Annotated in this window: 11 protein-coding genes; 1 reads left to right on the forward strand and 10 read right to left on the reverse strand. The window is 44.3% G+C overall.

Translation table 11 applies throughout. The features are described 5' to 3' along the window. Positions 1-89 precede the first annotated feature (89 nt). The 7 genes from cobK to ACTQWB_RS03345 form a co-directional block, all read right to left on the reverse strand. Positions 90-2,087: a precorrin-6A reductase gene (gene cobK, locus ACTQWB_RS03315; RefSeq protein WP_441500341.1), complete on the reverse strand. Its 1,998-nt coding sequence runs from the start codon at positions 2,085-2,087 to the stop codon at positions 90-92. Beyond that, complete coding sequence (gene cobJ, locus ACTQWB_RS03320) at positions 2,080-2,820, reverse strand: precorrin-3B C(17)-methyltransferase (RefSeq protein WP_441500342.1); 741 nt, start codon at positions 2,818-2,820, stop codon at positions 2,080-2,082. The genes cobK and cobJ overlap by 8 nt, the downstream gene beginning before the upstream one ends. Continuing rightward, a complete protein-coding gene (locus tag ACTQWB_RS03325) occupies positions 2,813-4,039 on the reverse strand; it encodes a cobalt-precorrin 5A hydrolase (RefSeq protein WP_441500343.1) in 1,227 nt (408 codons plus the stop codon). Before ACTQWB_RS03325 ends, cobJ begins: the two co-directional genes overlap by 8 nt. Positions 4,040-4,099: 60 nt before the next feature. Next, entirely contained in the window at positions 4,100-4,858 is a 759-nt protein-coding gene (cobM, locus tag ACTQWB_RS03330) for a precorrin-4 C(11)-methyltransferase (RefSeq protein WP_295305571.1), read from the reverse strand. Between the two features lie 108 nt (positions 4,859-4,966). Beyond that, positions 4,967-5,653, reverse strand: a complete 687-nt coding sequence (cobI, locus tag ACTQWB_RS03335) for a precorrin-2 C(20)-methyltransferase (protein WP_441500344.1) — start codon at positions 5,651-5,653, stop codon at positions 4,967-4,969. A 132-nt stretch (positions 5,654-5,785) separates the two neighbouring features. Next, positions 5,786-6,952 carry a cobalt-precorrin-5B (C(1))-methyltransferase CbiD gene (gene cbiD / locus ACTQWB_RS03340; protein ID WP_441500345.1) on the reverse strand — a complete coding sequence of 389 codons (1,167 nt, stop codon included), beginning with the start codon at positions 6,950-6,952 and terminating at the stop codon, positions 5,786-5,788. A gap of 319 nt (positions 6,953-7,271) precedes the next feature. Then, positions 7,272-8,615 carry an MATE family efflux transporter gene (locus ACTQWB_RS03345; protein WP_441500346.1) on the reverse strand — a complete coding sequence of 448 codons (1,344 nt, stop codon included), beginning with the start codon at positions 8,613-8,615 and terminating at the stop codon, positions 7,272-7,274. Between the two features lie 184 nt (positions 8,616-8,799). Here ACTQWB_RS03345 and ACTQWB_RS03350 point away from each other — a divergent pair, with 184 nt between their 5' ends. Next, complete coding sequence (locus tag ACTQWB_RS03350; RefSeq protein WP_441500347.1) at positions 8,800-9,708, forward strand: RluA family pseudouridine synthase; 909 nt, start codon at positions 8,800-8,802, stop codon at positions 9,706-9,708. A 122-nt stretch (positions 9,709-9,830) separates the two neighbouring features. Here the strand turns inward: ACTQWB_RS03350 and ACTQWB_RS03355 are convergent, their stop codons facing one another. From ACTQWB_RS03355 to coaBC, 3 genes are all read right to left on the reverse strand, one after another. Then, positions 9,831-10,595, reverse strand: a complete 765-nt coding sequence (locus ACTQWB_RS03355; protein ID WP_441500348.1) for a type III pantothenate kinase — start codon at positions 10,593-10,595, stop codon at positions 9,831-9,833. Positions 10,596-10,686: 91 nt separating this feature from the next. Further along, complete coding sequence (locus tag ACTQWB_RS03360) at positions 10,687-11,337, reverse strand: ECF transporter S component (RefSeq protein WP_441500349.1); 651 nt, start codon at positions 11,335-11,337, stop codon at positions 10,687-10,689. Between the two features lie 216 nt (positions 11,338-11,553). Then, entirely contained in the window at positions 11,554-12,753 is a 1,200-nt protein-coding gene (gene coaBC, locus ACTQWB_RS03365) for a bifunctional phosphopantothenoylcysteine decarboxylase/phosphopantothenate--cysteine ligase CoaBC (protein WP_441500350.1), read from the reverse strand. Positions 12,754-12,858: the final 105 nt, after the last annotated feature.

Raw genomic sequence — 12,858 nt, forward strand, 5'->3', positions numbered from 1 at the left:
GCACTCCTGACACAGCGAAAATTAATTTTCTGTTATATTAACGACAACGCCGCAGATAAAAAATCAGTTTTGAGACTGTCTTTCATGACTCATAACTTATTTTGGGGATTCTGACAAGTAATAATGTAAATGGGATTCTCTCCCATCATCAGATGATATCTGCCAATCTCTTTCGATCTGGAAGCTGCAAGCTGCACCACTTCACGCTCTGCGAAATCATACTCTTTTAATACATCCAGTGCCTCACTGATAGTCTCCAAAGTAATGCAGTTGATCACAATTCTCACATTCTGGTTCTTTTCCAGAAGTAAAGCAATGATTTCTTTCAGGTTTCCGGAAGAACCACCGATAAACGCATGTGTAGGAACTGGCAGTTCTTTAAGCGCCTCCGGCGCTTCTCCTTTTATAATTTCCAGATTATCTACCGCAAACTTCTGTTTATTTTCATACAGAAGCGCCACAGCATCATCCTTTTTCTCAACAGCAAACACTTTCCCCTGATCTGCACGAAGGGCCATCTCCACGGAAACAGAACCAGTTCCAGCTCCTACATCATAGCAGATAGAATCCTCATGAAGCCTTAGCTTAGAAAGGGATACACAACGCACCTCTTCCTTTGTCATAGGTGCTTTTCCCCGGATAAATTCCTCATCTGGAACTCCATGGGTGGAAAAAGCGCATCTGGCATCTTCATTATATGCACACACAACGCTTAACGCCTGTCCTTCATAAAAAGTCAGTTCTCTTGCTTTCGCCTGGAAAATCTTTTCCTCTGGATAAGAAAGGTTTTCTCCCACATGAAGAACCACCTCTCCCATCCCATAATTCACCAGCTTCTGCGCCAGCTCTGCCACTGCGCTTCTGGTTCCAAGGATGGAAAACACTTTCTGGTTCTGTCTGATCATGGAAATCAGATTACAGTTTTTGCCGTGGGCGCTGGTGATTTTTGCATCATCCCAGGACAGACCTATACGAGACATAAAGTACACTACTGAGGAAATTCCACAAATGATCTCAACCTCTGCAAAGTGTTCTTCCTGATTCCCTTTTCTCAATACATCCAGCAGCTTCTTCGCTCCACTGTAAAATCCTACATCTCCAGACAGTGCTATAACAATATTCTCATATTCCGGATGGTCCTTAATATAGTTTCCAATCATGTCACTACGATATTCATATACCACTGGCTGCCCGGGTTCCCGGATAGAATCCGCCATACGTTTGGCTCCAATGATCAGGTCAGCTTTCTGAACTGCCTTTTTGCCTTGAATGGTAAGAGTTTCCTCACTTCCCATTCCAATCCCAAGAAGTGTAACATGTGACTTCATGGCAATTCCAAAACGTTCTGTCAGCATATGCTTACATTCTGCTACAGAAAGCCCCTCTTCCTGCAAAGGTCTTCCGATTATAACAGGAATCACATCATTCATAAGTGCAGCATCTATCTTCTCCTGGAAGCCACCTGCTTTTCCTGTATCTTTTGTCACAAGATATCTGCAGTCATACTGACGAAGCATGGCGGCATTTAACTCCATGGAAAAAGGCCCCTGCATACCGATCAGATGCTTACCCTCAAATCCATAACCCTTACAGGTTTCCATTACAGATGGCAAAGACAGCACTCTTGCATAAATACGCTCGCCAGCATCCGGCAAAGCGGTAAATTTTCCCAACTCCTTACTGCCTGTGGTAAGCAGGATATTCCCTTTGGTACCCTCCAGAAATTTCACTGCTGCCTCTGTATCTTCCACATACACAGCCTGATTCTGATGAACGCCTTTTTCGCGAAGTACTCTCTCATAGGAAAAGCCTGTATTTTTGCAGGCTGACCGGATATTCTCCGTCACTTCCGCTGCATAGGGATGAGTAGCGTCAAGCACCAGCCGGGGGCTATGCTTTTTCAGCAAAGCTTCCATTTCCTCACTATTCAGACGGCCTGCATGGATTTTCAGGTATTCGTCCTCTTTTAAGGATTTACTGCCATAATCCGTGGCAACACAGGCAATCACACTTACTTTATGTTTTGCCAGAAAGCTGCTTATCTCACAGCCTTCTGTTGTACCTGCAAACACAACCACATCAGACATTTTTATATCCTCTAGGCGTTACCATTTTTCCATTCATGTTCCGGGTCTGTGAGTTTCCAATAAATACCGTGGTAAACATATCAACCTGTGTATCCTTCAGTTCTCCTAATGTCATAACCCGGGCTGTTTCCCCTTCACGGTTAATGTTCTGCACGGTGCCACACACAGTTTCCGGAGACTTGTACTGAAGCATAAGCTCACAGGCTTTTTTCAGATAATCGTGTCTTTTATGGCTGGACGGATTATAAAGACAGATGACAAAATCTGCCTCAGAAGCCAGAAGGAGACGTTTCTCGATTTTTTCCCATGGTGTAAGCAGATCACTGAGACTGATCAGACAGAAATCGTGGATTAAAGGTGCGCCAAGAACTGCAGCGCCGCCAGTAGCAGCTGTAACCCCAGGTACGATTTCCAGATCCACATCCGGGTAATTTGCCCCAACTTCATACATAAGCCCAGCCATTCCATATACACCAGCATCGCCACTGCAGATCATGGAAACCGTCTGTCCTTTCATCGCTTCATCAAAAGCCATCACACAACGGTCTACTTCTTTTCTCATTGGTGTGGTGAGAAAAGATTTTCCTGGAAAATGATCTTTTACCAGATCAATATAAACGGTATATCCTACGATTACGTCACTTCTTTCAAGAGCTGATGCGGCGGCTCCTGTCATTCCATCATAAGAACCAGGACCAATTCCGACTACATAAATTTTCTTTTCTTTATTCAAAACGAAACCTCCAATCTCCAAGAGCAAGGGCCGTTGTCACGCCCTCTGCACCATGTTTTCTCTGTATGATCGTAACATCTGCTTGTTTATCTGTTTTATAATTATTTGTTTCATTGGAAATATTCTTTGTATCTTGGGCAGATCTGTTTTCTTTCCTGCATGGAAACAGATCTTTTGCAGCTTTCACTGCACTTCTTTCGCATACATTATCCACGCCCACTGTCTGGCTTACAAAAGAAGATGGAGTAAAATCACCCTGTACTGCCAGAAGCTGTTCACTGGAATATGTCTCAAATGGCACTCCTAATTTCTCTGCCAGCCCAAGAAGCCCGGGTTCTTCTTTTTTTACGTCAATACTTGCCAATGCAGCAACCGCTTCCGGATAAATTTCATTTTTCTCCAGACATTTATATGCTGCACTTTCCACAGCTTCCGGTTCTTTGTTTTTCCGGCAGCCCATTCCCAAAACAACAGCTGGCGGAACTACATGAGTGGTTGAAAGAAATGGAATGCAGTTTTTATGTATGGTCACTGCAATTCCCACTTTGGGAAGAGAGGAACCGTCCACAGTTTTCATCTGCATTTCCGGAAACAATTTATCAGCCGCGCTTTCAACCTGCACTTCTGAAAACGCTGTACCAGCCTTGCAACCAATCAGTCCGTCTGGCAATTTCCCATCCCACGGAAATTCACTGTAGAACCCCACTTTTTCACCTGCCAGAAGTGCGGCAGAGACTTCTTTTGCCTCTTTCATCCGAAAGATATGACAGTTATTTTTCTTCGCAAATACATCCACTGCAAATTTACCCTCAAGATCCGTAGCAGTTGTCACCACAGGAATTGCCTTAAGAATATCTGCCGCCATATGTGCAAGCTCATTTGCCCCTCCAAGATGTCCTGACAGCAGGGAAATCACAAACTTTCCACATTCATCGACCACCAGCACTGCCGGGTCTTTCTTTTTACTCTGTACAAAAGGAGCTATGCTGCGTACTGCAATTCCGGTGGCCCCAATAAAAATAATGCTATCAGCACTTTCAAACTGCTCTTTTGTCCAGTCTCTGCAGCTTTCCTTTATAGAATCCTGTATGTATTTACTTTTGGTAAAAAGAGAAACCAAATGCCCCTCTTTTTCCAGTTCCTTTTTTAATTTTTCCCCAGTCTGCTGCCCTGTGAGGGTGTAGCATATCATGGAAATCTTCATCCGTTTCCCTTTCATCTGCGTCACATCTTCTGGTTTGGATAATGTGTCTTTTTAACAGATTTATTAATCTTACACTTATTTTGTTGCCTCACGGAATTCTGTGGTAAATCCAGGATCGTACAATTTGGAACGATCATAATGAGCTGCATTTACACAGTCTCCGATGATCATAAGCGCAGTTTTTGTAATATTGTTCTCTTTCGCAGTCTGTGCCAGGGTTCCCACTGTGCACACAAATTTTTTCTCATCTTCCCAGGTGGCCTTGTAAACAATGGCTGCCGGAGTATCTGCGGTGTAACCACCCTCAATCAGTCTTCTGCTCAGCTCTTCCAACATTCCCGTGCTAAGAAAAACAACCATAGTTGCCTGATGGGCTGCAAAGGACTGAATGCTTTCCTTTGGCGGAACCGGGGTTCTGCCTTCCATACGGGTGATGATCACGCTCTGGGAAATATCCGGAAGCGTGTACTCCAGATTTAATGCACTGGCGGCACCACAAAATGCACTGACACCTGGACAGTAATCATAAGCAATTCCCTTCTCGTCCAACACATCCATCTGTTCCCGGATTGCGCCGTAAATACATGGATCACCTGTGTGGAGCCGAACGGTTGTCTTACCTGCTGCCTCTGCTTTTTCCATAACGGAAAGGACTTCTTCCAGTGTCATTTTGGCACTGTTGTAGATGGTACAAATGTCCTTGGTATACTCCAGAAGTTTCGGATTTACCAGGGAACCTGCATAAATTACCACATCCGCTTCTTCCAGGTATTTTTTACCTCTTACTGTGATCAGATCCGGTGCTCCGGAACCTGCTCCTACAAAATGAATCATAACTTTCTCTCCTTTTCTATAAAAAACTACATCATTATATTAAAATCAACATATTTTCTACTTCCACTTTGCTGTCATGGATTTGTCCTCAGCTAAAAATGCTACTTATCATTTCTCATCCTTCACAATGATTAAGGAATAGTAGCCTGCGTTCTCTGGAATCTCTTCCACGCTTCTGTATATTTTCTCATCTGGCATTCCACAGTTTTCAATCATTACAGCCTTATTCCCGGAAGCTTTAATCTGCGCTTTTACTTCCTGCATTTTTTTACCAGCCTTCATCAAAACTTTCGTTCCAGGAAGCTTCAGGGCTTCTTCCACCTGGTAGGATGCCGGAATCACATGAAGCTGCTGGGATTTTTCTACCAGACCTTCATTTAATCTGGCACTGACTGCGCAAAAAGATGTGATACCGCTGACAATTTCCGTGGCATACCCAAGCTGTTCTACTCTTTTGTGCACATAAATGTAGGTAGAATATACCGTAGGATCTCCCAAAGTGAGAAACACTACGTTTTTTCCCTTCTCCAGCCATTCTGCAATGATTCTGGCACCTTCGTCGTGAACACGCTTCAGGGCTTCCTTCTCTTTGATCATGGGCATTGGCAGGGAAATCATCTGCTTGCTGTCAATTTCCGGATATGCGCCCTTCATAATCTTGTATGCAACAGATTCTTTGGGATTCTCCCCTGGAAAAGCCAGTATATCTGCCTCTTTTGTAAGTCTTAAAGCTTTTAAGGTAACCAGCTCCGGATCTCCCGGACCGACTCCCACACCATATAATTTTCCTGTCATAACGCTCTCTTTCCGGAATGCCATATCTGTTTGTTTGCATTTCCATTCTGTTTTATCTGTCATATAAATCAAACGCTTATTTTCATGTAGATCATTTCCCATGAAATATTTGCTGTACACAACAACGGGTTTTTACTTTAACTCTCCATCTTGCTTCTGGATTTCCTGAATCAGTTCATCTGCATCTCTGGTTTTTCCCAGATAACCATATACATTATTAAAAACTACCGCACCAAGCTTAATCTGTTCATAAGACCGGTGATCCAGATAAAACTGGATTTTCTCCATAATTTCTTTCATTGCAGATTCTAATAATCCTTTTTCACGCAAAATATCAAGAGCCTCATCTGTGGTGTTGCAATTCAGGACATCCCGGGCCGTATCTCCGTCTGCTCCTACCCGGAGAGCATTCGCCGCAAGCACCTCCATCCGGGCATCTGCGCTGTGGGAATGGGTATTCATAATCCCTGCTGCTACTTTTACAAATTTGCCAATATGAGCTACAAAAAGTATTCCTTTCACGCCCATATCTACAGCCATGTCGATCGTCTCGCCCACATAATTACTGCACTTGATATTCCGTTCAAAAGGCAAGGTCATATGCTCGCGCAGATAATCCGCCCCATAGTTTCCAGGTGTCACAAGAAGATACTTTTCTCCCTGGGTAAAATGCTGCTTCATTTCCACATGGATGCTCTCTACAAGGGCTTTTTCACTCATAGGCTCCACAATTCCGGAAGTTCCCAGAATGGAGATTCCTCCTGTAATTCCCAGCCTTGGATTGAAGGTCTTCTTCCCGATTTCTACCCCTTCCGGCACTGAAATCACAATCTTCAGTCCTCCCTCATAGTCATGGGAAACAGCTGCTTCTTCTGCTTCCCGAAGGATCATGGCACGGGGCACAGGATTAATTGCCGCCTCTCCTACTTTCTGGGAAAGTCCCGGTCTTGTAACCCGGCCCACACCGATTCCACCATCTATCGTAATTCCAGGAGTGGCAGTCTTCGACACTGTGGCATATACCAGAATTCCATTTGTCGTATCCGGATCGTCTCCCGCGTCTTTTTTCACAGCGCAGGCAACCTGCTCATCGCTAACTTGTATATCATGTAATTCCAGGTCAAGAAGAATTCCTTTTGGCGTCATCAGGGGGACAGAGGTTAACTTTTCTTTTCCCAGAAGCATAAGGCAGGCTCCCTTGCAGGCTGCTGCGGCGCAGGAACCTGTAGTGTAGCCGAAACGCATTTTCTTCTGTCCACGGATCACATAATAATCTTCTAATCCGGTTTTATGTTCCATATCCCCTTGCCTCCCAGAATTTAATTAAAATGCTGAATACGAAAGCCTTTTCCAAGCAGACTATCACGCTGTTAAATATCTTCTATAAACAGCAACAGAAATTTACACTGCTAACAAAAAGGAGCCCTGTCATGACAACAAAGCTCCTCTCTCATCAGTCTTATCCCGGTTGCCGCAGGAAATTCTGTTCCTGAAAAAGCACCCAGTATCTGACTGTACAGTAACGGACTTGTGCAGGACTTCCACCTGCTTCCTGAATGTACTTTTTCCCTGTTTTAATCCGTTACATTATATAATTTTGCGGTGTAAAAGTCAATTATTATACAACTTTATGCTCCATCCATTTCCCACTCTTAAACCGAAGGGAAAATATAACCGCCCGCACCGTCCAGTCCGTAAACATACCGATCCACACAGCCATAGGTCCCATTCCGGCTACCCGGATCAGATAAACACACAGACAGAAACGGAATACCCACATGGTGGTGCAGGAAGTGACCATGGAAAATTTCACATCCCCGGCAGCCCTCATGCCGTAAGCCGGAATAAATGCCGGCATCCAGACGATTGGCTTCACAATGGTAATCCAGAACATCATGTCCAGGCACTTTCTGGCACTTTCCGGCTCCATTCCCCCAATCACTGTAATTGGTTTCGTAAACGCATACACAATAGCGCAGCATGCGATCAAAAAGACTTCTGCGAAAATCATCAGCTTCTTCATGTAATAAACCGCTTCGTCTCGCCTTCCTGCGCCAAGGCTCTGTCCTACTACAGTCATAAGTCCGATTCCTACGCCGATCACTGCAGTTCCGTTTAACATTTCCAGCATATTAGTCATGGCCTGAGCAGCGATCGCAGTGGTGCCCAATGTGGAAACAGTAGACTGGATTGCCAGCTTTCCAAGCTGGAACATACTATTTTCTATACCGGAAGGAATCCCAAGAGCCAGGATCCTTCCGATCATTTTTCCATCTGGCCGGATTTTCAGATAATCCCGCACAACGATCGGCTGTCTGTCCTTACGAAGCTGATACAGTACAACCACCGCACAGAAGCTCCTGGAAACCAGTGTGGAAATCGCTGCTCCCGCAACTCCCATATGAAATACCCAGATCAGGATTCCGTTTCCTACAATATTCATCACATTGGAAATAATGGAAATAACCATAGGCCCCCTGGTATTTTCCTGGGCACGAAAAATAGAGGCACCGGCATCATAAAGTGCAATGAACGGATAAGACAATACGGTATAAAAGAAATATACCATGGAATTATCCATAACATCTGCGTCAACTTTTCCGAAAATAAAACCAAGAAGGGGCGCGCGAAACAGAAGTCCTACTGCTACAATGCAGACAGAAATTGCAGTTATGATAAAAAGTGCCTGTCTGGCAGATTTATTAGCCATTTCATGGTTCTTCTGTCCCAGGTACTGGGTACAGATAATGGTCCCTCCTGCCGCCAGTGCCGAAAAAGCCTGAATGATCAATACATTGATCGAATCCACCAGAGAGACTGCGGAAATCGCTGCGGAACCTACATTGCTGACCATCATGGTATCCACAGTACCCATCAGTGCATTTAATAACTGCTCCATGATAATCGGGACAAGAAGTGCCCGGAGCATTTTGTTAGTAAAAAGGTGTTGCTGTTGCTCCATATGTTTCCTCTTTCTCTAAATGTATAAATTCCCACATGGCAACATACTTGTCACTGCTTATGACCTTCCAAGCAACAAATGCTTCCATGTGGATATCATCTGTGCTATTATACACCCTGGATAAAAAAATTACAGTATTTTATTATAAACATCAGACCCTACTATTTCCAACAGGAGGAACATCTTGGACAGAATTCTCACATACACCATACCAACAGAGCAGGAAGGAATGCAGCTTCTCGATTTTCTCCGGAGCAAAGGATTTTCCCGTGGAATCCTTTCTTCCATGAAACCGGATAAAAGTGCCATTTCCCTAAATGGGGAGCGAGGCTTCGGAAAATCCATTCTTCACAGCGGCGACTTCCTTCGCATCCATATTCCGGAAACAGACACCAGCGAAAATATCCTTCCTGTAAAAATGGATCTTTCTATTCTCTATGAAGATGAGGATATTCTGGTGATAAACAAACCAGCAGACATGCCAGTTCATCCTTCCATTGGCAATTACGATAATACATTAGCCAATGGGACTGCCTGGTATTTTAAAGAAAAAGGACAAGCTTTTGTCTATCGCTGCATCAACCGCCTTGACCGGGATACTACCGGTGCCCTTATCCTGGCCAAAAATCCCTACAGTGCCGCGGTACTTTCTGCCCAGATGAAACAGCGGAAGATTCGCAGGACTTATCTGGCAATCGTTCAGGGAATTACGCCAGAATGTGGAACCATTGACGCACCTATCGGACGGGTAAAGGATTCTACGATTGAAAGACAGGTAGACCCCGTAAATGGGGAATATGCCGTTACCCATTATGAACGGTTAGCAGTCTGTCATTCCTACTCCCTCATCGAGCTTCACCTGGAAACCGGCCGTACCCACCAGATCCGGGTACATATGAAATACATTGGGCATCCCCTTCCCGGTGATTTTCTCTATAACCCAGACTATAGGATCATAAAAAGACAGCCGCTCCATTCTTTTCAGCTGGAATTCACCCATCCAGTCACAGAAAAAGCTATGTGTATCACGGCTCCGGTACCCCGGGATTTCGCCATGGCATTTCATCCGCAGCCTGTATCTGAGGAACTGTAAACGAAACACTGAGCGAGACACCCCGCAGCCTCACTTTTTAATTCCCAAGAGGATTCATCCCAAACAAAAAAGCAACTCAATGTATCAATAAAATGATCATTTGAATTGCTTTTTATTTGCTTTTATCTGTTTTTCTCATAAATGATCAGAAGACCCTTTAACAAAAGATCCTCGTCCAGGAGAATCTCTCTTTTGCAATGAGGCACGATCTTACGTGCAAGACCTCCGGTGGCAACTACTGTAATCTTCTGTCCAAGCTCCTCCTCGATCCGGTCAATGATTCCATCAAGTGCTGCAGCATTACTATAGATCATGCCACTTTTCATACACTCAATGGTATTTTTCCCAATGATCCGCTTCGGTGCCTCGATACTGATGCCGCTAAGCTGGGAAGCGTGGGCTGTGAGGGCATCCAGGGACACTCCCATTCCAGGAAAAATCATACCGCCCACATAATGTTTCTTATCATCTACCACACTTACCGTGCTTGCAGTTCCCATATCGATAATTGCCAGAGGCAGTGGATATTCATGGATTCCGGCTACTGCATTTGCCACCAGGTCAGCTCCTAACTGTCCCGGGTTATCCATCATGATATTCAATCCTGTTTTTACCCCAGGTCCCAGAACCATAGGTACTTTTTTCAAAACCTTCTCTGCCGCAAGCTTCACTGCATTTGTTATCTGCGGAACTACAGAGGAAATGATACAGCCTTCAATATCGGTACGTTTAATATGGTAAATGTCCACAACTGTTTTCAGGTCAACTGCGTATTCCAGTTCTGTTTTTGTACGGACAGTAGAAAGCCGCTCGATGAAATATGTTTTTTCCTGGTCGATACATCCTACTACAATATTTGTATTTCCAATATCAATTGCTAAGATCATAATTTTCCTCCATAGTTTTTCACATTCCGCAGGCTGTTTCCCGTCACATTCAGTGACCGGGTCAGGGACAGTCTCTCTATTTCTGTTTTTCTTAAACTTCAGCCGCTTTCGCCACTTTCTCTGATTTCTTCTCTGTACCAGGAAGAAGTCTCGCTTTATAAAGGGCAGCTCCTACTGCTCCTGTGATGACTGTAGCAGAAAGCATTTCGCATACTGCATTGATTCCTACAAATGTGCAGATGAACAGAAGTACATTTTTTCCGCCCATCAGTCCCTGCACATATTCTGTATTTCCAAAAAGTCCTACCAGTAAGGCCATAAAGAATAATGTATTTAAAAATGCAGAAAGAAATCCTGTAACAGCACAGGAAACATATATATTTTTAGATTTTTTGCGGACACCCTGGAAAATATATCCAAGAAGAAGTCCGTCAACAAGTCTTGGGATAAATCTCTGTATAAATGCAAAAAGCGGATTGATTCCAAATAAAGTCGCACCCATAATGCTTGTACCGCCAATGCCGATGCACTGTCCAAAGCTGGTAAGTCCGAACACAGCTCCAGCAACAGCTCCACCTACAGGTCCCATTGTGATGGCGCTGATGGCAACCGGAATCATATTAAAGGTAATGGCAAGAGGCCCGATATTCAGATAGCCAAGAGGTGTGTAAGCCATAAGAAGCAGAATTGCGATCATAAGACCGAGTAACGTGATTTGGGATGTTGTAAATTTTTTGTTCATATTGTCCTCCTTGTTATCGTTCCCTTCCGGGATACAATACGGTATGGAACAGCGGGCATCGTTCTTTTTATTTACCCGCCACTCTGAAATCAGTGGGTTATCATTCTCCAGAACCCCAAATGGGATCTGCGAATCCTAACACCGGTGCTACTGCCTGGAGCTTCGCAAAAATCAGTACTGTTCACTTTAGTGCCCAGTGGTCACCCATCCAGGAGATTATTTGCAGGCTCTTTCCAGCAGTATTTTATCCAGGAGCTTACAGGCTGCGTCCTCCTTGCTCATAAGCGGGAGTGATACTTCCTCGTCCTGTGTAATCAGAGTCAGTACATTTGTGTCCCCCTGGAATCCGGCGCCTGCCATTTTTACATTATTGGCGGCTACCATATCCAGATTTTTCTTTGTAAGCTTGACTCTGGAATTACCGATCATATTCTGGGTCTCCATGGAAAATCCACACAGAAACTGGCCAGATGGTTTATGCTCCCCGAGATACTTCAGAATATCATCTGTTCTCTCAAGGGCAATAGACATATCGTCATCTTTTTTCTTGATTTTTTCATCGCTGACACTGGCTGGACGATAATCAGCCACTGCAGCTGCCTTGATAATAATATCCTGTTCCTGACTGACAGAAGTAACTGCCTCATACATCTCTTTCGCAGTCACTATCGGAACCACCTTCACAAAGGGCGGCGGTGTAAGCGCAGTACGTCCACTTACCAGTGTGACATCTGCCCCACGCAGCATTGCCATTTTCGCAATGGCATAGCCCATTTTACCAGAAGAATGATTGGTGATATAACGGACAGGATCAATGGCTTCCTGGGTAGGGCCTGCAGTAACCAGTACTTTCAGTCCTTTCATATCTTTTTCACAGGCGCACTCTCTTTGAATATAAGATAAAAGAGTCTCCGGCTCCGGCATTTTGCCAGCGCCGGTATCGCCGCATGCAAGATATCCTACAGCAGGATCGATCACTTCATACCCATAATGCTCCAGAGTCTTTAAATTATCCTGGACAATGGGATTTTCAAACATATTGGTATTCATGACCGGGGAAATAAATTTCTTACATTTGCATGCCAGAATGGTAGTGGTCAGCATATCGTCTGCAATTCCATGGGCCAGCTTACCAATTACATTTGCACTGGCCGGTGCGATCATCACCACATCCGCCTTCTTCGCAATAGACACATGCTCTACCTGGAACTGGAAATTCCGGTCAAAGGTATCAACAAGGCATTTATTCCCGGTAAGGGTTTCAAACGTGATGGGATTGATAAAATTAGTGGCATTTCTGGTCATAAGCACATGGACATCTGCATGCTGCTTCTTCAGCGCACTTGCAAGATATGCGATCTTATATGCTGCAATACTTCCTGTAACTCCCAGAAGAATGTTCTTTCCCTCTAACATTATTTTCCCTCATCTCTCTTCAAACGCTTTCGGGTAAAAGGCGATACGTCATTTCGTACCGTTTATCCGTAACGCTTATTATAAAGCAAATCCTTATAGGAATGC

The organism is Blautia sp. HCP3S3_H10_2, from assembly GCF_052122375.1.
Classification (GTDB): Bacteria; Bacillota; Clostridia; order Lachnospirales; family Lachnospiraceae; genus Blautia_A.